The sequence below is a fragment of the Methanothrix harundinacea 6Ac genome (genome assembly GCF_000235565.1).
Classification (GTDB): Archaea; Halobacteriota; Methanosarcinia; order Methanotrichales; family Methanotrichaceae; genus Methanocrinis; species Methanocrinis harundinaceus.
The window spans coordinates 2,076,594-2,096,848 of record NC_017527.1; the positions used below are offsets into that span (position 1 = coordinate 2,076,594).

19 protein-coding genes are annotated in these 20,255 nt (G+C 65.1%); 7 read left to right on the forward strand and 12 right to left on the reverse strand.

What is annotated here, in order from left to right:
• The first annotated feature begins 49 nt into the window (after positions 1 to 49).
• The 5 genes from dnaG (at position 50) to MHAR_RS09840 (ending at position 5,745) form a co-directional block, all read left to right on the forward strand.
• Positions 50 to 1,357, forward strand: coding sequence for a DNA primase DnaG (gene dnaG, locus MHAR_RS09820; RefSeq protein WP_014587458.1), 1,308 nt, complete (start codon positions 50 to 52; stop codon positions 1,355 to 1,357).
• A 96-nt stretch (positions 1,358 to 1,453) separates the two neighbouring features.
• Complete coding sequence (gene pth2 / locus MHAR_RS09825) at positions 1,454 to 1,822, forward strand: peptidyl-tRNA hydrolase Pth2 (protein WP_014587459.1); 369 nt, start codon at positions 1,454 to 1,456, stop codon at positions 1,820 to 1,822.
• 17 nt (positions 1,823 to 1,839) lie between these two features.
• Positions 1,840 to 3,117 carry a tRNA pseudouridine(13) synthase TruD gene (gene truD, locus MHAR_RS09830; protein ID WP_014587460.1) on the forward strand — a complete coding sequence of 426 codons (1,278 nt, stop codon included), beginning with the start codon at positions 1,840 to 1,842 and terminating at the stop codon, positions 3,115 to 3,117.
• Positions 3,118 to 3,230: 113 nt separating this feature from the next.
• Entirely contained in the window at positions 3,231 to 4,124 is an 894-nt protein-coding gene (mmp11, locus tag MHAR_RS09835; RefSeq protein WP_014587461.1) for a methanogenesis marker protein 11, read from the forward strand.
• A 25-nt stretch (positions 4,125 to 4,149) separates the two neighbouring features.
• Positions 4,150 to 5,745, forward strand: a complete 1,596-nt coding sequence (locus tag MHAR_RS09840) for a thiamine pyrophosphate-dependent enzyme (protein ID WP_014587462.1) — start codon at positions 4,150 to 4,152, stop codon at positions 5,743 to 5,745.
• A gap of 96 nt (positions 5,746 to 5,841) precedes the next feature.
• On the opposite strand, the gene MHAR_RS09845 is transcribed toward MHAR_RS09840, so the two are convergent.
• The 6 genes from MHAR_RS09845 to MHAR_RS09870 all read right to left on the reverse strand — a co-directional run bounded on the left by MHAR_RS09845 (position 5,842) and on the right by MHAR_RS09870 (position 14,321).
• Complete coding sequence (locus MHAR_RS09845) at positions 5,842 to 6,684, reverse strand: MBL fold metallo-hydrolase (RefSeq protein ID WP_014587463.1); 843 nt, start codon at positions 6,682 to 6,684, stop codon at positions 5,842 to 5,844.
• 36 nt (positions 6,685 to 6,720) lie between these two features.
• Entirely contained in the window at positions 6,721 to 8,730 is a 2,010-nt protein-coding gene (locus MHAR_RS09850) for a TrkH family potassium uptake protein (protein WP_052301022.1), read from the reverse strand.
• 145 nt (positions 8,731 to 8,875) lie between these two features.
• On the reverse strand, positions 8,876 to 10,732 hold the full coding sequence (locus MHAR_RS09855; RefSeq protein WP_014587465.1) for a TrkH family potassium uptake protein: 1,857 nt from the start codon (positions 10,730 to 10,732) through the stop codon (positions 8,876 to 8,878).
• A 278-nt stretch (positions 10,733 to 11,010) separates the two neighbouring features.
• Positions 11,011 to 12,192 carry a homocitrate synthase family protein gene (locus MHAR_RS09860; RefSeq protein ID WP_014587466.1) on the reverse strand — a complete coding sequence of 394 codons (1,182 nt, stop codon included), beginning with the start codon at positions 12,190 to 12,192 and terminating at the stop codon, positions 11,011 to 11,013.
• Between the two features lie 186 nt (positions 12,193 to 12,378).
• Positions 12,379 to 13,440: a right-handed parallel beta-helix repeat-containing protein gene (locus tag MHAR_RS09865; protein ID WP_014587467.1), complete on the reverse strand. Its 1,062-nt coding sequence runs from the start codon at positions 13,438 to 13,440 to the stop codon at positions 12,379 to 12,381.
• A 65-nt stretch (positions 13,441 to 13,505) separates the two neighbouring features.
• Positions 13,506 to 14,321: a glutaminyl-peptide cyclotransferase gene (locus MHAR_RS09870; RefSeq protein ID WP_014587468.1), complete on the reverse strand. Its 816-nt coding sequence runs from the start codon at positions 14,319 to 14,321 to the stop codon at positions 13,506 to 13,508.
• Between the two features lie 215 nt (positions 14,322 to 14,536).
• Here MHAR_RS09870 and MHAR_RS13045 point away from each other — a divergent pair, with 215 nt between their 5' ends.
• Complete coding sequence (locus MHAR_RS13045) at positions 14,537 to 14,722, forward strand: CxxC-x17-CxxC domain-containing protein (protein WP_081472326.1); 186 nt, start codon at positions 14,537 to 14,539, stop codon at positions 14,720 to 14,722.
• 337 nt (positions 14,723 to 15,059) lie between these two features.
• Positions 15,060 to 15,437: an ArsR family transcriptional regulator gene (locus MHAR_RS09875; protein WP_048145036.1), complete on the forward strand. Its 378-nt coding sequence runs from the start codon at positions 15,060 to 15,062 to the stop codon at positions 15,435 to 15,437.
• Between the two features lie 32 nt (positions 15,438 to 15,469).
• Here MHAR_RS09875 and MHAR_RS09880 read toward each other — a convergent pair whose 3' ends face one another.
• The 6 genes from MHAR_RS09880 to fdhF form a co-directional block, all read right to left on the reverse strand.
• Positions 15,470 to 15,742: a FeoA family protein gene (locus MHAR_RS09880; protein ID WP_014587470.1), complete on the reverse strand. Its 273-nt coding sequence runs from the start codon at positions 15,740 to 15,742 to the stop codon at positions 15,470 to 15,472.
• Between the two features lie 97 nt (positions 15,743 to 15,839).
• Entirely contained in the window at positions 15,840 to 16,652 is an 813-nt protein-coding gene (gene hisF, locus MHAR_RS09885; RefSeq protein WP_014587471.1) for an imidazole glycerol phosphate synthase subunit HisF, read from the reverse strand.
• Positions 16,646 to 17,248: an imidazole glycerol phosphate synthase subunit HisH gene (gene hisH, locus MHAR_RS09890; protein WP_014587472.1), complete on the reverse strand. Its 603-nt coding sequence runs from the start codon at positions 17,246 to 17,248 to the stop codon at positions 16,646 to 16,648. The genes hisF and hisH overlap by 7 nt, the downstream gene beginning before the upstream one ends.
• Positions 17,249 to 17,354: 106 nt before the next feature.
• Positions 17,355 to 17,777: a 4Fe-4S dicluster domain-containing protein gene (locus tag MHAR_RS09895; protein WP_014587473.1), complete on the reverse strand. Its 423-nt coding sequence runs from the start codon at positions 17,775 to 17,777 to the stop codon at positions 17,355 to 17,357.
• Entirely contained in the window at positions 17,774 to 18,211 is a 438-nt protein-coding gene (locus MHAR_RS09900) for a 4Fe-4S dicluster domain-containing protein (RefSeq protein WP_014587474.1), read from the reverse strand. Before MHAR_RS09900 ends, MHAR_RS09895 begins: the two co-directional genes overlap by 4 nt.
• On the reverse strand, positions 18,212 to 20,248 hold the full coding sequence (gene fdhF / locus MHAR_RS09905; RefSeq protein WP_014587475.1) for a formate dehydrogenase subunit alpha: 2,037 nt from the start codon (positions 20,246 to 20,248) through the stop codon (positions 18,212 to 18,214). It abuts the gene before it with no gap.
• Positions 20,249 to 20,255 lie beyond the last annotated feature (7 nt).

Consider the following 20,255-nt stretch of genomic DNA (forward strand, 5'->3'; position numbering starts at 1 on the left):
TGGCCGCGAGTGTATTTATCTGTCTATTTTAAAATTTGAGGTGTCCGCCATGCAGAATGTTGATACCACTAAATACGTAATTCACGCTGAGATCTCGGCAGACGGGATCGTGGAGAGGCCCGACGTCGTCGGCGCCATATTCGGCCAGACGGAGGGGCTCCTCGGAAGCGACCTCGACCTCCGAGACCTCCAGAAGACGGGCCGGATAGGCAGGATCGACGTCCAGATCGCCTCCAGCGGCGGCAAATCCTCCGGGACTATCTCAATCCCCTCCAGCTTCGACAAGGTGGAGACGGCGATCCTCGCCTCCGCCCTGGAGACGATCGACAGGGTAGGCCCCTGCATCGCCAGGATCAAGATCTCCAACATCGAGGACGTCCGGGCCTCCAAGAGGAGGTACGTCGTGGAGAGGGCAAAGCAGATCATCATGGAGATGTTCGACGAGAACATCCTCGACACCCAGGGGATCACCGAGCAGATCAAGCAGTCCGTCCGGGTGGAGGAGATCACCCACATCGGGCCGGACCGGCTCCCTGCGGGCCCCAACGTCCTCGACTCGGACGCCATCCTGGTGGTGGAGGGGAGGGCCGACGTCCTCAACCTCCTCCGGTACGGGATCAAGAACGCCGTCGCCGTCGGCGGGACGAACGTCCCCCCCACCATCGCTGAGCTCTGCAGCAAGAAGGTGGTGACGGCCTTCACCGACGGGGACCGGGGCGGAGAGCTGATCGTAAAGGAGCTCCTCCAGGTCGCCGACATAGACTACGTCGCCCGGGCCCCCGAGGGTAAGTGCGTCGAGGACATGTCCCAGAAGGAGATCGTGAGGGCCCTCCGCCAGAAGATCCCCGTCGAGCAGGTCCTGGACTACTACAAGATCAAGCCCCTCTCGAAGAAGCAGCGGCGGGACGTCACCACCCGGAGGAAGAGCCTCATCCGGGAGCGGCCCGTCAGGATCAGCCGGGGGTCGGAGAGGTCGGTGGAGGCGGCGCCTCAGATCCATGTCCACGAGCCGGAGGTGGAGTTCGAGGCCGAGCCGGAGACCGTCGCCATAGAGGAGGAGGCTTCCGAGGAGGCGGGGGAGTGGTTCGTCCCCCACCTGGAGGCCCTCAACGGCACCCTCTCCGCCCGCCTCTTCGACCGGAACCAGAACATGATCCGGGAGGTGGCCGTGAGGGACCTGGCAAAAGAGCTGAAGGAGTCCAACGGCGACGTGGCCGGAGCGATCTTCGACGGCGTCGTCACCCAGAGGATCCTGGACATCGCCGCCGACAAGAACCTCGAGTACCTGATCGGGGCGAAGCTCGGAAACATCGTCAAAAGCCCCCTCTGCGTCAAGGTGATGACGGGAGAGGCGTGACGGGATAGAGCCTTCCTCCCCTCTCCTGGCCCCCTCCGCCCCCCCCGGGCTGGCGCCCCGCGGATCGGGGCGGAGGGGCGTCTACTCTTTTATCCTATGGGGTTTCTAACCGTCGCCATCATGGAGTTCAAGCAGTGCATCATCGTCCGGGAAGATCTGAAGCTCTCCTCCGGCAAGCTGGCGGTCCAGGTCGCCCACGCCGCGGTCCTCGCCATGGAGCGGGCGGATAAGCGGATCGTCAGGGACTGGAAGGAGGAGGGGCAGAGGAAGATCGTCCTGAAGGCGCGGACCCTCCAGGACGTCTTTCGGCTGAGGGACGAGGCGGAGAGGGCGGGGGTGGCGGCCGCCATCGTGATAGACGCCGGCCTGACGGAGATACCTCCCGGAACCGTCACCGCCCTAGGCCTAGGCCCCGCCCCGGAGGCCCAGATCGATCGGATCACCGGCGGTCTGAAGCTCGTCTGAGGAGAGGAGGAGAGGAGATGATGGAGGCCTCAGAGTTCGACCGGTCCCTGGGGATGGAGCTCTACGCCACCAGCTCCCCCGGGTGCGGGGGGCGGCTCCGGGCCGAGGTCGAGGACTTCGCCGTAGAGGAGCTGGCCCCAGACCAGAGGTATGGGAGGGGGCGCTACCTCGTCGTGGAGGTGGAGAAGGCCGGCTGGGAGACCCACCACCTGGTGAGGGACCTCTCCCGCCAGCTCCAGATCAGCCAGAAGAGGTTCTCCTGGGCGGGGACGAAGGACAAGAACGCCGTCACCCGCCAGAGGATGAGCATATACGGCCTCGAGGAGGGGGAGCTGGTCCGGGCGAACCTCCCCGGCGTCAGGATCAGGGCCCTGGGGAGGTCGGACCGGCCGGTATCCCTAGGCGACCTCCGGGGGAACCGGTTCGCCGTCCGCATCCGGGAGATCGACCTCGACGACGCCGAGGCGGCCCGCCGGCTGGAGGCGGTCACCGGGGAGATCCGGGCGTTAGGCGGCCTGCCGAACTACTTCGGGGTCCAGAGGTTCGGGGAGGTGAGGCCGGTCACCCACCTCGTCGGAGAGGCCCTCGTCAGGGGAGACCCGGAGGGGGCGGCGATGATCTACCTCGCCCTCCCCTTCCCCGGGGAGCCGGAGTCGACCCGGGCGGCGAGGGAGAGGCTCCTCGCCGACCGGGACTTCAGCCTGGCCCTGAAGGAGTACCCCCTCCGGCTCCGGTACGAGAGGGCGATGATGGCCCGCCTCCAGGAGGAGGGCGACTTCGCCCGATCCTTCGACGTCCTCGCCGAGAACCTCCGGAGGCTCTTCGTCCACGCCTACCAGTCCCTCCTCTATAACAGGATCCTATCCCGGAGGATGAAGTCCGGCCTCCCCCTGGGGCGGGCGGTGGAGGGGGACGTCGTCTGCTTCTCGAAGGACGGCCTCCCCAACCCCGATAAGCTCCAGGCCGTCGACGGGTCGAACCTCTCGGCCGTCAACCGCCTCGCCGATAGGGGGAGGGCCTTTGTGACCCTCCCCCTCTTCGGATACGGATCGGAGTTTGCCGGAGGCCTCCCGGGGGAGATCGAGAGGGCGGTCCTCGCCGAGGAGGGGGTCGAGCTATCCGACTTTCGGGTCGATGCAAACCCCGGCCTCGGCTCTCCGGGGAGCCGGAGGGCCGCCCTCCTCAGGGTTGACCCCGTCGTGGTCGTCGAGGAAGGGAGCTCTGCCCTCCTCAAATTCGACCTTCCCCCAGGCTCCTACGCCACCGTCGTCCTAAGAGAGTATATGAAGGCGTAGGAGGGGGGAGGAGGTGGGCCGATGCCCCAGGCCCCACCATCCGAGATCTTATAGACCAGAACCGATAACCTCTCCGCCGATGATTCCGATCTGCTGGTTCGAGGTGTTGATCCGTGCTCGCTCTTGAAGATCCCTATGCTGTCGTCTACCGACAGATCCACGCCGTGGCCAGCTCCGACGGCGAGGAGGTGGAGATCCTGGAGCGCTCCTCCTGCTTCGGGGGCGGGGCCTGGTCCCTCCACCACTACTCTAAAGGGCCCCTGGTGGTGGAGGCCAGGTCCGTGGGGGAGTGGTTCCGCTACCGCGTCCGGGCGGGGAGGTCCGACCTCGCCCTCGCCTCCTCCCGGCGGTCGGCGGGGATCGAGGCTGTGGCGGTGAGGGGCGATGAGGTGGAGATAACCTACGCCGGCCTCGGGGGCGGCGGCGTCGGCGCGACGGTCTCCAGATCGAGGGCCGGGGACGTCCTCCGATCTAGCGTCTCCGAATCCGGTGGGGGGAAGGTGGGACGGGGGACGATCGTCCTTCCCCGGAGGGAGAGGATAGCCGTCGGCGTCGACGACACCGACTCTAAGACGGAGGGGGCGACGTGGTCCCTGGTCCACAACATCGCCGCGAAGGTCGACCGGCCCGAGGCGAGGTACGTCTCCCACGCCCTCGTCCAGCTCTTCCCCGTCCCCACCAAGACCCAGAACTGCGTCTCTACGGTGGTGGAGTTCGCCGCCCTGCCGGGAAAGGCCGATCCGATGCTGGCGGAGTTCCGGGACCTTTTGGAGCGGTACACCGTCTCCGAAGAGACGGGGATGGCGGTCTACCGGGGGTTTGACCCCTCGCCCCTGATGGAGTACTCCCAACTCTGCAGGACCGAGCGGATCGCCTACGACCTCGCGATCGAGACGGCGGCGCGGACCGGGACGGAGGTCGTCATCGCCGGCCGGGGTCTGATAGGGGCTCTTGCGGCGATCCCCTTCTGCGGAAGGCCCCTCGCGTCGGTGAGGCCCGGAGAATGAGGGAAAGGGTGAGATCCTGGAAAGGATGGAGGGGCTGAAGCCCCGAGAGGGGCCCTCCTCTGAGGAGACGGGAGTCGTCGGCATGAATGGAGAAAGAGAGATCGCCGGAGGGGAGGGCTCCGGGATTGGGGGGCCCGCAGCCGTGGAGGTCCTGAAGGGATGCCTGGAGGAGCTGAACGTCCAGGTCCGGATCTACGTTCCTGGCTACCCCATCACCGAAGCCGTCCCCGCCCTGGGCGAGGGCGCCGAGATGGCGACGAACGAGAAGGTGGCCCTGGAGGTGGCCCTGGGGAGCTCCGCCTCCGGGAGGAGGGCGATCGTCCTGGTGAAGCACCTGGGCATAAACCTCCTCGCCGACCCCCTCGCCATCGCCCCGACCCACACCATAGGGGCGGGGCTGGTGGTCCTCGCCGGGGAGGACGTGGGCCCCCGGGGGTCTCAGGCGGAGATGGACGTGAGGAACTACGGCCCCCTCTGCGAGGTCCCCGTCCTGGACCCGGCGAGCCCCATCCTCCTCGGGTCCGCCCTCCGGGAGGCCTACGCCTTATCCGAAGAGGTCAGGGCGCCGGCGATGGTGAGGACGACCTTCGAGTTCGGAGGAGGGGGTGGTGTATCGAGCCGCGACCCCGCCGGGTTCCGGGTCCCTCCACCTCCGAGGGAGGTGAGGAGGTCTCCGACCTTCGACCGGTCGATCTGGGATCTGACGGCGAAGGGGCGCCACCAGAGGTACAGGACCGAAGCCCTCCCGGCGATGAGGTCCGCCTCGGAGGGGTCCTCCCTCAACCTCCTGAGGGGAGGCGGGGGGGATATCGGGATCATAGCCTCCGGGAGGCCCGCGGGATATGCATCCAAGACCGACCTTCCCCTCCTGGTCGTCGGCTTCTCTCACCCCCTCCCGCTAGAGGCGATCCGGGAGTTCGCTTCGGAGCACGATAAGATCCTGGTGGTGGAGGAGCCGACCCCCTTTATCGAGGCGAGGCTCATGGTCTGCGGCGGCATCTTCGGGAAGCTGACCTGCCACCTCCCCTGGGGGAGGATGGAGGCGGGGGACCTGGCGAGGGCGATCGAGATGATCGGCTCGGGGGAGGAGCCGGGCCCCGCCCAAAAGCCCGAGAGGTCCGAGGATCGGGCCGCCTCAAAGAAGGTCTGCGACGACTGCCCCTACCGACCCCTCTACGAGGCGGTTTTTGGCCTTCGGGTCCCGGTGGCGGGGGACGCCGGGTGCAGCATCCGGGCGGTCCGGGACCCCCCGGCGGTGGACGTCGTCTACGGCCTCGGATCCTCGGTGGCCGTCGCCTCCGGCTTCGGGGAGAAGGGGGTCGCCCTCATCGGCGACTACGCCCTCGCCCACTCCGGCCTTTTGGGGTTGATCGACGCCGTTAATAACAGAAGAGAGGTGCTGGTCCTCCTCCTCGATAACGGCGTCGCGGCGATGACGGGAGGCCAGGGCGTCCCCGACCTCTCCCCGGTGCTGAGGACGATAGTCCCTGATGCCAGGACCATCGACCTTCCGGAGGATCGGGGTGATATCGAGGAGGTCCTGGCCGAAGAGCTGGCGAAGCCCGGAGTCTCCCTGGTGGTGGCGCGGGGGAGGTGCCCCCGGTTCGGCACCCCCGGCTGAGCCGAAGGCCGGAACCAACACCCATCAGGACCATGAGCCTTAGACTACGCCAAACCCCCGTTCCCCCTTCCATCGCCCTTTTTTGGACGGGAGCCGTCAGAGGATGATCTCCGTCCCCACGCTGTTTTCGACGAACCGGTCGGGGAAGGCCGCCGCCAGGGCCGAGGCGGCGGCAAAGCCGGTGCAGTGGGAGGGGGCGAGGACCTCGAGGTCGAGGGACCGGAGCGCCTCGATCGTCCTTGGAAGCTTATCCCCGCCGCCGAAGCCGAGGTGGGTCCCCCCGGCGACCCCCAGGACCCGGTCACAGCCGGTGACCCTCTTCGCGTGGAGGAGAGTGCTGATCATCCCCGAATGGGCGCACCCCAGGAGGACGAAGATCCCCCTCTCCAGGACGGCGATGAGGGCCTGGTCGTCGCGGATCGGATCGAGGACGATCTCGCCCCCCTCCGAGACGACGACCAGATCCTCGCTTCGCCCCTCAAACCCGGCGATCCTTGGGACCTCACCTGTGAGCCAGAGCCCCGGGAATATCTCTTCTGCCCTCCGGGAAAGCTCGAACCGGGCGCCGGCCGCCTCCAGATCCCCTCTCCTGAAGGGGATCCCGATCTGCCTGAGGGCCCCTCCCCGCCGGGTGTACCGGGAGACGAAGACGTCGGGATGGGCGTAAACCGGGACAGGGCCGGTTTTCTCAATGAGGCTGCCCAGCCCTCCTGTATGGTCGTAGTGGCCGTGGCTGAGGGCGATGGGAACTCCCTCCAGATCTATCCCCAGAGCCCGGGCGTTGGAGACGGCGGTGGTGGTCTGCCCCGCATCGAAGATCACCCTGGAATCCCCAAACTCCAGGTAAGCGGAGAAGCCGTGCTCGGCGAGGACGCCCCGCCGGAGCCCCGCCGAGTTCTCGGCGAGGGTGACGAGCCTCATCTCGCCCTTCAGCTTCACGACCCCCCATTCCTCAAAGATACTTCCAGCATCATCTCAATCCTTCCAGAAGTCGGGGACGAGGAGGACGAGGACCGTCAGGAGCTCAAGCCTCCCTATCCACATGCAGACGATCAGGATCAGCTTGCCGATCCCTGGAACCTCGGAATAGTTGTCCGTCGGCCCGTACCGGTGGAAGGCGGGTCCGACGTTTCCGAGGGCCGAGGCGACGGCGGAGGCGGCGCTGATCACGTCCATATCGCTGCTGAAGCCTGACCCGAACGAGACCAGACCACCCCCCTTCGAGTAGATCTCCGAGAGGTTGATGGGCCTTCGGTCCACCTCTATCCTCCTGGTGCCGTTCTCGGCGGGGAAGAAGCAGGCGACGCCTCCGGAGACCTTAGGGTCCGAGCCGAGGAGCTCCCTGGAGCCGTTCCAGCCATCCGGACCGAAGCATACGACCTTCTCGCCATCGCCGGAGACGAAGCAGACGATCTCCTCGGACGTCGCCGCCTCCCCCGGAAGAGAGGTTACCGAGGCGAAGAGGACCGACCCTACGGCGAAGATCAGGATGTAGAGGGCCATGAATACCATGATCGAGTGGAGGACGTCCTCCCGAACGGGGGAGGCCTTCAGCTTCACCGCCATCACCGCCTTGGGGTGAAGGGTCCGGAAGAGCTCCCGGCGGCAGTACCTCACCGAGAGGAGGACCCTGACGAGCTTCATCCCCCCCGAGGTAGACCCGGCGCAGGCTCCGGTGAACATCAAGAACAGGAGGATCAGCTTCGCGGGGCTGGACCAGAGGTCGTAGTCGGCGGTGGCAAAGCCGGTGCTGGTGACGATGGAGACGGTCTGGAAGGCGGCGGCCCTCAGCCTCTGGCCCGCTAGCCCCACCCCCTCGGCCTCGGGGCTATCCCCCAGGAAGCTGCCGTCGACCCCGCCGATGAGGACTACGATGAGGATGACGGCGCCCACCAGAAGGGAGTAGAACCTGAACTCCGGATCTTCGATCAGGCTCGTCCTGTTGACGTACATCGTCCGATAATGGAGGGCGAAGCTCGCCCCGGAGATGAACATGAAGACGATGACGATCACCTCGATGAAGGGGGCGTTATAGTCGGGGCCGCCGTAGTAGGCGATGCTATCCGCCCGGGGGGAGAAGCCGCCGGTCGAGACGGTGGAGAAGGTGGTACATACCGCATCGTACGCCGGCATCCTGGCGAGCATCAGGAGGAGAAACTCAGCGGCGGTTATCACCATGTAGACCCCCCAGAGGATCTTCGCCGTCTCCCTGATCCGCGGCCGAATCAGATCCTCCGACGGCCCCGGAACCTCGGCCTTGAAGAGCTGGCGGCCCGCCACCCCCAGGTTCGGCAGGATCGCAATGAAGAGGACGATGATCCCCATCCCCCCCAGCCACTGGGTGAAACACCTCCAGAAGAGGAGGCCGCGATAGGTAGGGCCGACCAGTCCAGAGCTGGCGTTAGCCTCGACCCCCACCAGGCTTCCGTTGAGGGTGGCGTTGAGGACCGTATCATTGAGGGCCGAGATGTTCGATCCCACAAAGCCGGCAGGATCGAAGGTCGGGCTGATGCTAAGGTCGCTGAAGGCGTTATGGGCGATGGATGCAGCCAGGCCGTAGCTCGCGGCCGTGGCGTTCATCGCCCAGAGGCCGTCGGCGCCGACCTCCGAGAGGATGGAGGCTCCCGTCGTGGTGAAGCCGGACATCGACTCGAAGAGGGCGTCTATGGGGCTGAGCCCCAAAAGGATGTACGGGAGGGCGCCGGTGGCTGCCGCCCCCAGCCATCCGAAGGCCACCAGGGCGAACCCCTCCCTGTTGGTGAGGACCTCCTCCTCCCCCAAGATCGCCATCAAAAGGCCTATAGCGAAGGTGAAGAGGGCGGGTAGGACGAAGGCTATCACCCCCTCGACCTCGCCGTAGAGGAACGACACCCCGGCGGGGAGGAGCATCAGCCCCCCCAGCAGCTTCAAGAGGGTGCCGAAGACCCTGAGAAAGACCCTTATCCTCACCCATCTCACGTCCAGATCATCCGAAGCCGACCTCAAATTCGCCAGTTAAAGAAGCGACGTCCCCTATTTTACCATGGTGGTTGTTTCGAAATTTTATCCGTCCGCTAATTTCGCGGATCTCCCGCCCTCCCCGACCCCCGATGAAGATCCCGTCCGCCCGTCCGCCTCGCCATCGATCGTCTCAGCCCTTCCAGAAGTCGGGGATCAGGAGGACGAGGACCGTCAGGACCTCCAGCCTCCCCATCCACATGCATAGAATGAGGATGAGCTTTCCGATCCCCGGGACCTCCGAGAAGTTGTCCGTAGGCCCGAATCGGTGGAGGCCGGGGCCGACGTTTCCAAGGCAGGTGGCGACGGCGGAGCAGGCGCTGATCATGTCGATCCCCCCGACGCCACGGCCGGAGCAGATCCCATCCCCCGGTCCCTCCGCCCCGGCCCAGCCGCCGGAGATCCCGCCCACCACCTCTAGGCCGACTCCTGCCCCGGAGACGAAATAGATCCGATCCTCCGCCCCCGTCTCCTCCTCAGCGAGGGTGCAGACCGAGGCGAAGAGGGCCGAGCCGATGGCGAAGATGAGGATGTATATCGCCATGAATATCAGGATCGAGCGGAGGACGTCCTCCCGAACGGGGGCTCCCTTCAGCTTCACCGCCATCACCGCCTTGGGGTGGAGGGTCCGAAACAGCTCCCGGCGGCAGCACTGGAGGGCGAGGAGGATCCGGACAACCTTCATCGCCCCAGCCGTCGAACCCGCACAGCCTCCGGTGAACATCAAGAACAGTAGAATCAGCTTCGCGGGGCTGGACCAGAGGTCGTAGTCGGCGGTGGCGAAGCCGGTGGTGGTGATGATCGAGACGGTCTGGAAGGCGGCGGTCCGGAGGCGGTGGCTCGCCAGATCGAACCCTTCGAGATCCGGCCCCTCCGGGGGGAGGCTCTCGTCGATGCCGCCGATGAGGGTGATGACGAGGATCGAGGCGAGGACGATGAGCGAGTAGAACTTGAACTCCGCATCTTTTATGAGGCTCTTTCTGCTGACGTACATCGTCCGATAGTGGAGGGCGAAGTTCGCCCCGCAGACGAACATGAAGAGGATCACGACGACCTCTATGAGGGGGCCGTTGTAGTCGGGGCCGGAGTAGTAGGCGATGCTCTCCGCCCGGGGGGAGAAGCCGCCGGTGGCGACGGTGGAGAAGGTGGTGCATATGGCATCGTACGCTGGCATCTTGGCGAGCATCAGGAGGAGGAACTCGGCCGCCGTGAGGACCATGTAGACCCCCCAGAGGATCTTCGCCGTCTGCTTGATCCGGGGCCTTATCAGATCCTCCGTCGGACCCGGAACCTCGGCGTTGAAGAGCTGGCGGCCCGCCACCCCCAGGTTGGGGAGGATCGCTATGAAGAGGACGATGATCCCCATCCCTCCGATCCAGTTGGTGAAGCACCTCCAGAAGAGGAGGCCCCTATAAGTGGGCTCGATCAGATTTGATGTCAGGTTCGTCCCACTTCCCGAGAGGCCTCCGGGGAAGGCGGCGTTGAGGATCGTATCGTTGAGGGCCGATGCGTTCGAGGCCAAAAAGGTGGATGGACCGACGGCGGATGGCATGAAGCTCTGGTTTGAGGCGATCTGGACCAGGGCGACCGCCAGGCTTGAGCTCGCGGCGGTGGCGTTTATTAGGAAGAGGCCATCGGCCCCGCTCTCGGAGAGGATGGAGGCCCCCGTCGTGGTGAAGCCGGACATCGACTCGAAGAGGGCGTCCATGGGGCTGAGCCCCAAAAGGACGAAGGGGAGGGCGCCGGTGGCTGCCGCCCCCAGCCATCCGAAGGCCACCAGGGCGAACCCCTCCTTGTTGGTGAGGACCTCCTCCTCCCCCAGGATCGCCATCAAAAGGCCTATAGCGAAGGTGAAGAGGGCGGGTAGGAGGAAGGCTATCACCCCCTCGACCTCGCCGTAGAGGAGCGACACCCCGGCGGGGAGGAGCATCAGCCCCCCCAGCAGCTTCAAGAGGGTGCCGAAGACCCTGAGAAAGACCCTGACTCTCACCTATGCCTACTCCGCCTCATCCGAGGCCTGCAATTTTGGCCCGCATACTCCGCCGTCTATTTTAAGATGGTGGTGATTTCGGACCTCTCGGAATTGGCCGTCAAGTTCCAGCGTCGTATACCCCAAGATCCCAGAAAAGCCAGAAAGGTCCAGCCCTCCATCCCCCTCGGACTGTAAAGGGGGCGGCACCGATCGGGGGTGCTCTCGCCGCAGGCCCCCGCATGAGAGGGCGGCCAGGCCCGCGGGCCTTTCGGGACGATGGACCGGAGGGTACGCCCTCAGAGGTCGGGGTAGACGATCTCGATGTCCAGGTCGTGGATCAGCTTCCGGAGCTCGTCGCAGGATATGGGCCGCTTGAACTCGCTGCATCTCTTAACCCGCTCGGCGAGGAGGCAGATCTCGTCCCTCTTCAGGTCGTAGCCCATCTTCTTGGTGATGTACTTGAGGGCCCGGGCCCCCGTGTGCTTTCCGATGATTATCCTCCTCGCCGACCCGACCATCTCGGGGGAGTAGAGCTCGTAGGTCCGGGGCTCCTCCAGGACGGCGGCGACGTGGATCCCCGACTCGTGGGCGAAGGCGTTGTCGCCGACGACGGCCTTGTTCTTCGGCATCATCACCCCCGAGTAGCTCTGGACGAGCTTCGAGAGGTCTGTGAGCTTTGTGGTGTCGTACCTATCGACGGAGTAGTGGACCCGGAGGGCGACCATCAGCTCCTCGAGGGGGGTGTTTCCGCTCCTCTCGCCGATCCCGTTGACGGTGGTGTGGAGCTGCTTCGCCCCCGCCTCCGCCGCCGCCAGGGTGTTGGCGAGGGCGAGCCCCAGGTCGTCGTGGCAGTGCATGCATATCGGGATCTTCACCACCTTCTTGATCTCGCGGACCAGGAAGTAGACAGTCCTGGGGTTCATGATCCCCACGGTGTCGGCGATGCTGACGTAGTCGGCCCGGCACTCCTCGGCCTTTTTGTAGAGCCGCTTGAGGAGATTGAACTCCGTCCTGGTGGCGTCCTCCGCTGAGAACCGGACGATGAGGCCGTGGTCCTTGGCGTACTCCACCGTCTCAAGAGCGCTCTTGATCGCCTCCTCGCAGGTCATGTGGAGCTTGTACTTCAGGTGGAGGTCGGAGGTGGCTATGAAGACGCTGACCATGTCGACGTCGCAGGCGAGGGCGGCGTCGACGTCTTTGGGTACAGACCGGGAGAGGACCGAGATCTTGGAGTCGAGGCCGAGGTTGGAGACGTCCCGGACCGCCCTCATCTCCGCCTCGGAGACGACCGGAAAGCCCGCCTCGATGATCTCCACCCCCACCTCGTCCAGCTTGATGGCGATGTCGATCTTCTCGTCGGGCCTGAATACGACCCCGGGCATCTGCTCACCGTCTCTCAGGGTGACGTCGCAGACCTCGATCTCTATCTTCGGAGTCTTGGCGAGTTCTAAGAACTGATTGACGGAATAATCTTGCATGGCAGGATGTTATCTGGCATCCAGGGGTTAAATCCATTTCGAAGGCAACGGCCGTCCGCCATCCCGCCCACCACCGCCCGCCGGGAGGGGGCGGGGAGACGCCCGGATGGTCCCTCCGGGGTTGAGGGGCCTGGGTCGCAAAAATAGAGATAGAAATGGGGAGGGCCCCGGCCTCTAAAGGCCGGTCTAGACCCCCTCGAGGTTTACGGTGTTGTTGAAGAACCGGTTTGGACCGACCCGGTCGATCCCGGAGTTGAGAAGGCTGATCCCCTTCGCGTTGTAGCTGAGGACGTTTCCGGTCACGACGGCGTTTTTGGAGTTGTCGAGGAAGATCCCCACGTCGGTGTTGTTCGCGACCAGGTTCCCTTCGATCCGGTTGTCATCGGAGCTGAGGAGGGCTATCCCGTCGTCGAGGTTGTTGCTGACGACGCTCTCGGAGATCAGGTTTCCAGTGGCCCTGAAGACGAGGATGCCGTCGTTGCCGTTGTTGGAGGAGATGCACCGTGAGACGGTGGTGTTGGCAGAGCCCTTCAGGTATATCCCCGCCCAGTTGCTGTTCATGACGGCGCAGCCGGCCACGACGCTGTCTCTTGAGACGACCTCGATCCCGGCGCTGGGGTAGGGGCCGGCGTTGGTGATGGTGAGCCCCTCCAGGAAGACCCCGGAGGCCTTCAGAAGGACGGCGCTGCCGTTACCCTGGGCGTCCACCACCGGCACCCCCTCGCCGGTGTTAACCCCCCGGATTGTGACCCTCTTATCGACGATGACGTTCTCGCGGTAGGTTCCGCTCCCCACCTCCACCACGTCGCCCTCTCCGGCGGCGTCGATCGCGGCCTGGATGGTGGTGTAGCTGCAGCCGTTGAGGCAGACGGCCCGGAGCTCCCCTCCCGCCGCCTCGGGTATAATCTCCGCCCCGGAGACGTTGGCGGCCTCGGGCAGCGTTTCGTTGGCAGTATCGGCGGCGGCTGGGACCTCCGCAGCCCCGGCCGCCATCGGCGGAGCCGTCTCGTTGGCCGCGGCCTCGCCGCCGACCTCGGAGAGGGGTTCGGTCAGGTTCGACTGATTCCCATCCTCCATCCCGCCGGCTACCTCAGAGGTGGCGTTCGACCCCAGGGAGACGCCCTCCGGAGCTACGACGCTGAAGTTGACGTCATCGGTGACTACCGCCTGGACGAGCCCCGCCGATAATAATATGGCCAGGGCGAGGGAGGCGCCGATGGCGAATTTATTTGAGAAATCTCTGAGCATACTTAAACCTCTGAGCGCACCATGGCCCTGATCGGTATTAAGATTACCCAGGCCGGAACCTTCCGTCAGCCCGAAGCTACGACCTCGATCTCGAAGACCCAGGGCCAGAGCTTCCCTGTGACGAAGAGCCGTCCCGAGGCGGGATCGTAGGCGATCCCGTTTAGGACGTCGCCCCTCTCCCTCTCCTCCTCGGAGAGGAGGCCGGCGAGGTCGATCCAGCCCACCACCCTCCCCGAACCCGGAGATATGATGGCGATCTCATCGGCCTTCCAGACGTTGGCGTAGATGAGACCGTCGACCCACTCCAGCTCGTTCAGCCCCAAAAGCGGCTTCCCATCCGCCTCCACCTCCAGGGACCCCGTCACCTCGAAGGTCTCTGGGTCCAGAAACCTGAGGGTCGAGGACCCATCGCTCATGATGAGCCTTTGGCCGTCGGCGGTTATCCCCCATCCTTCTGTCGGATAGGAGAAGGCCCCTACGACGGTGAAGCTCTCCAGATCCCAGACCAGGCCGACCCCCGACCTCCAGGTGAGCTGGAGAAGCTCATCGTCGATGAGGGCGATCCCCTCGCCGAAGAGGGAGGGCGGAAGGCCCCTAGATCGGATCTCCTCCCCCGTCTCCAGGACCGTCTCGCGGATCTCCGACCTGCCGTAAAGGCCGGTCCCCTCGTAGAGGAGGCCGTCGCGGAAGGCGAGCCCCTGGGTGAAGGCCTCCGGGTCGTGAGGATAGGCGGCCACCACCCTATAGCCGTAAACCGGAGGGGCCATGCCGACGGAGGGCCCACCGAGGCAGCCCGCCACCAGGGCTGAGAGGAGGGCGAGGACGAGGAGGGAATTGGCGATGGGGGGGTACGGCCGGAAGGCGGGAGGCTTCGCAGTCATGGCCTTTTATCGGAGGGAGAGGGGCTATTTAGAACGTTCGGAGAGGCCCAAAGCCCCTCCCGGTGGGAGGCGGCATCGGGACCTAGCCGGTGCCACCAACAGGTATATCTTCATGGCGGGAGGAGCCGTATCAGCTTGCGCAGATGACCTCTTTGGGGATCTCGCTAGCACCGTCGGTTCTTCGGAATCGAAGACCAAAAAGGCGCGTGAATATAATGGATGATAGACGTGGTGGACGTAGAGGCGGCTTCGACAGAGGCCCCAGAGAGATGCACGACGCGGTCTGCGCGGATTGCGGAAAGGAGACGAAAGTTCCCTTCAAGCCCGACGGATCGAGGCCGGTATACTGCAGCGAATGCTATCAGAAGCACAGGCCTGCAAGATCACCGAGGCGGTTCTGAGCCGATCGGACGGATCCGATCCTTCGATAGTCCGCTTCGGCCGTCATGACGTTCTTTCGCATAGACGGCGTGAGGGGGGTTGCAGGGCCCTCGTAGGGGGCCCTGCCGAGCTCTCCCGCATCCCGCCCTATTATCAAACCATCTCATCGTCCCCGTGGCATCTCTCCTTCTCCGCACCTCGAAATTTGACGCGACCTCAGAGAAAAAGGGGAGCCATCTCCCATATCCATCCAGAGAAGGGCCCATTTTTTATTAATGTAATGCCCGTCGAAATAAATTATTTATATGATTAAGGTTTTGTTAGATTGAAAATTAAAATAATCCCCCGGTGACGACGATGAAGGAGAGCACAGTGAAGGTGCTGGACGATAAGGACCTCGAGTTTGCTGAGACCCTGCGGAGCCTCGGCGTGCAGAGGAATGTGGCCATCCTGATAACCTACCTGGCCAACGTGGAGGAGGCCTCCTCCCGGGACATCGAGATGGGCTCAAACCTGAGGCAGCCCGAGGTGAGCATCGCGATGCGATCGCTGCGCGACAACGGCTGGGTGAGCGAGAAGGAGGTGAGGAGGGGGGGCAAAGGCAGGCCGATGAAGGTCTACTCCCTTCTCACCCCCATCGACGAGGTGATCAGGCATTTCGAAGAAGAGAAGCAGCAGGAGTCGGCCCAGACGATGGAGAGCATCCAGAAGCTAAAAGAGCTGATATCGGGCTAAAATCCCCCGGCCCCCCATCCATCCTTTAGGATCTATCTGAGAGCCCCGGTGGGGGCCTCTCTCTGGTCGGCCGCCTCCGAGACCACCTCCACGTCGATCTTGGAGGCGATCCCCCTCCCCATGGATACGCAGCATCCCCCGATCTCGATCACCACCGGCCCCCCAAAGGGCTGGCAGGCGATCTTCCGGACCCTCTGTCCCTTCCTTATCCCCATCGACTCCAGCCTCTTCGCCCAGCCGAAGCTGTCGGCGAAGGATTTTATCTCCAGGACCAGGTTGCAGGGCGCTTTCGTCAGCGAGATCAATTCGACACCTCAGACTTCCCCAGGATTAGACCGGTCCGGCGTCTATAAACCTGACGGTGCCGCCCGTCCTGGAGGGCGATCCGGCGTCCGGGGTTTTTCAAATCCGGACGTTTATCCCCCTCTCGGCGAGGCGGCTCTTCACCTCGCCGACCCCCCACTCCCCGTAGTGGAATATGCTGGCGGCGAGGGCGGCCGACGCCCCCGTCTTCGAGAAGACCTCTAAGATGTGGTCGGGGTTTCCGCACCCCCCCGAGGCGATGACCGGTATCCTGACCCTCCTCGATACGGCGTCGGTCAGGGGCACGTCGAAGCCGTCGTAGGTCCCGTCCCGGTCCATGCTGGTGAGAAGGATCTCCCCGGCGCCGAGCCTCTCGGCCTCCATCGCCCAGGCGATGGCGTCGACCCCGGAGAACTCCCTCCCGCCGTAGAAGGAGGCCTCAAACCAGGAGTCGCCCTCCGGGGTGGAGACCGAGATTCTGCCCTCCCCCGGCCCGTCCCTCCTCTTGGCGTCGATGGCGACGACGCAGGCCTGGCTCCCGTACTCCCCGGCGATCTCGGATATGAGGCCGGGCCGCTTCAGGGCGGCGGTGTTGACGGTGACCTTGTCGGCCCCGGCCTGGAAGACCGCCCGGACGTCCTCGACGGCCCTGATCCCGCCGCCGACGGCCAGGGGGATGAAGACGTTCTTGGCGGTGGCCCTGATGACGTTCTTCATCGTCTCCCGCCTCTCCGAGGAGGCGGTGATGTCGAGGAATACGATCTCGTCGGCCCCCTCCTCGTAGTACCTGGTGGCGAGCTCCCAGGGGACCCCGGCGTACCTGATCTCCTTGAACTCGATCCCCTTCACCACCCTCCCCTGGGGGACGGCGAGGTCGCAGTCGAGGCAGGGTATTATCCTCTTCGCTAACATCGGGCGAGCCTCCCGAAGTTCCTGAGGATGGATAGCCCCTTCTCCCCCGACTTCTCGGGGTGGAACTGGACGGCGAAGAGGCTCTCCACCGATATCGCCGCGGCGATCTTTTGGCCGTAGTCGCAGGTGGCGGCCACCACCCTCCCGTCCCCGGGAACGCAGTGGTAGGAGTGGACGAAGTAGAAGAAGTCGTCGTCGGAGATCCCATCCAGGATCTCCACCTCCCTCTTTATCGAGAGGGTGTTCCACCCCATCTGGGGGACGAGGACCGAGGCCGGGAGGCGGACGACCTCGCCATCGATCCATCCGAGCCCCTCCTCGGGGCTCTCCTCGCTCCTCTCGAAGAGGACCTGCATCCCGACGCAGATTCCGAGGATCGGCCTCCCCTCTTCAAGGGCCTCCCGGAGGGCAGGCTCGAAGCGAGAGAGCTGCCTCATGCACCTCCCGAAGGACCCCACCCCGGGGACGACGATCCCATCGAACCCCGCCAGCTCCTCCGGCTCAGTGGCTATCTTCGGCCCCGCCCCGATCCGCTCCAGGGCATTGTAAATGCTGAAGAGGTTTCCGACGCCGTAATCGACTACTCCAATCGTCAAGTCTCGTTCACCCGATGGCGCAGATCAAGATCTAAAGCCTCGCCGGAAGCCCCATAGCGGCCCCCGGCCATATATAACTTTTCGGACGGCCCTATAAATATTAAATTCATTCCGCCCCGCCCCATCCAGGGGCCCTTTTTAGCCTCCCCGCCACCATCTCCCCCGTCGCCCGCTCCGCCTCCGTGATCCGACGGCAGGTCGGGCAGGCCCGGACCCATTCGGGGTTCTGGGATTGGGGGAGGGAAGCCTCGACCCTCCGGAGCATCGGCTCGGTGGCGTAGCGGCGGCCGCAGATCCTGCAGGCGACGAGGTCGAAGGACGCCTCCGGCTCCGGAACCGCCTCATCGAAGGGGACGAGGGAGAGAGCCCTGGCGGGGCAGTGCTCCACGCAGAGGTCGCACTCCTCTCGGCACCTCTTCCAGAGGATCCTCCTCTCCTCCGCCGTCTCCGTCCGGAGGATGTTCTGGCTCGGGCAGACGTTGGAGCAGGAGAGGCAGCCGATGCAGAGGCGGAGATCGATCCGGATCATCTCCGGCCCCCCGTGGCGACGGCCCGAGCCGCCCGGGACCGGGCCCGGTGGGAGAGGAGATCGAAGTCGGTGGTGAGGGCGTTGGCGGGACAGGTGGTGACGCAGGTCGGCTCGGCCCGCCCCTCGCATAGGTCGCACTTGTGGGCGATCTTCTCGGTCCAGACCACCCCAAAGGGGCAGGCCAGGCTGCACAATCCGCATCCTGTGCACTTCTCCACGTCGAAGGCCGTCCGGCTCCCCTCCTTGTGGAGGGCTCCGGAGAAGCAGGCTGCAGCACAGGAGGCCTCCTCGCAGTGGTGGCAGAGTATGGGGACGGAGGCGGAGTCTCCGACGAAGTGGACGTGGACGTGCCCCCGGCCTCCGTGGACCCGCTCGCAGGCCACCTCGCAGGAGCGGCATCCTATACATCTCCTTATGTCTACGTAAACTGCCATTCAATCCCTCCGAACTATCCTGCAGGCGGAGACCTTGAACTCCGGGATCCTCGCCTCGGGGTCGGTGGCCTCCGAGGTGAGGCGGTTCGTCCCGGGGAAGTGGAAGGGCATGAAGACCACCCCCCGCTTCACCCGGTCCGTCAGGCGGGCTAGGGCCTCGGCCCCTCCCCGGGGAGTCTCCACCAGGACCGGGTCCCCCCCGGCGATCCGGAGGGGAAAAGCGTCGGCGGGGTTGATCTCCACGAATAGGTCCGGCTCGCGACGGAGGAGGGAGGGGCTCCTCCGGGTCATCGACCCGGCGTTGTGGTGGACGGCCACCCTTCCTGTGGTGAGGAGGAGGGGGTACTCCCGCCCCGGTCCCTCTGCCGCCGGCCGGTATCGGACGGGGACGATGGAGGCGCGGCCGTCGGCGAGCTTGAAGCCGGCGGAGTGGAGGATCGGGGTTCCGGGGTGGTGGGGGTCGGGGCAGGGCCAGATGAGCCCCCCCTCACCGAGCCTCTCCCGGGTTATGCCGGCGTACTGGGGTACGGTCCGGTTGATCTCCGCCAATACTGAGGCGGCGTCCGGAGAGCCGAGGTCGATGCCCAGAGACCTGCCGACGGCGGCTATGATCTCCAGGTCCGAAAGGGCCTCCCCCGGAGGATCTACGGCCTTCGAGCTCCACTGGACCCGCCGCTCGGTGTTGGTGAAGCTCCCCTCCTTCTCGGCCCAGACCGCCCCCGGAAGGACGACGTCGGCGAGCCTGGCCGTCGCCGTCATGAATATGTCCTGGACCACCAGAAGATCGAGATCTTCGAGGGCCTGGTGGACCTTCTGGCTGCAGGGATCGGAGTTGGCCGGATCCTCCCCGAGGATGTACATCGCCCTGATATCCCCGGAGGCGGCGGCGCAGATCATCTCCGTCGCAGTGAGGCCGGGGCCCTTCGGCAGAGCCGGGACCCCCCAGGCGGAGGAGAAGCGCCGGATCGTCTCGGGGTCGTCGGACCTCCCGTAGCCGGGATAGAACTCCGCGAGGGCCCCCATGTCGCAGGCTCCCTGGACGTTGTTCTGGCCCCGCAGCGGCATCACCCCCGTCCCGGGCCGCCCCAGGTGGCCAGTGATGAGGGCGAGGTTGGAGATGGCCTGGACGTTATCCGTCCCCGTGCTGTGCTGGGTGATCCCCATGGAGTAGAGGATCGAAGAAGCGGGGGACGAAGCGTAGGCCCTCGCCGCCCGGACGATATCGTCGGGGGGGACGCCCGTGATCTCAGAGATCCTCTCAGGGGAGGAACTCCTGACCGATTCCCTCAAGGCCTCGAAGCCTCTGGTATTCCTGGCGATGTAATCTCCGTCGATGAGCCCTTCCGCTATTATGACGTGGGCCATCCCGGAGAGGAGGGCGACGTCCGTCCCCGGCGTCAGCTGGAGGAAGAGGTCCGCCATCCAGGTGGTGGGGGTCTCCCTCGGATCGGCGACGATCACCACAGCGCCGTCTTCGTGGGCCCGGTGGACCCAGCGGGCTATGACGGGATGGTTCTCCGCCAGGTTCGACCCGATGATGAATATGCACTTGGAGCTCCCAATGTCGGGGATGGGGTTGGTCATCCCCGCCGCCCCCAGGGTCCGGTTCAGACCCACCACCGAGGGGGCGTGGCAGAGCCGGGCGCAGTTGTCGACGTGAGGCGTCCCCAGTAGGCGGGCGAGCTTCTGGAGGAGGTAGTTCTCCTCGTTGGTGCATTTGGAGGAGGCGAGGAAGGCGACACCACCGGGGCCGTCCCTCCTGATGACGTCGCCGAGCCCCCGGGCGATGAGGCCGAGGGCCTCCTCCCAGGAGATCCTGACGAAACCCTCCCCCCTCCTCCTCAGGGGGGTGGTGAGCCGATCCTGATGGCGGAGGAACTCCAGGGCCGCATTCCCCTTGGAGCAGAGGGCCCCCTCGCTGACGGGATGGCCCGGCATGTACTCCATCCCGACGGCTTTGCCCCGCTCCACCGAAACGAAAAATCCGCAGCCTGCACCGCAATAGGGGCAGACCGTTGGAACAAGCACCTTGGTCATCTCGATC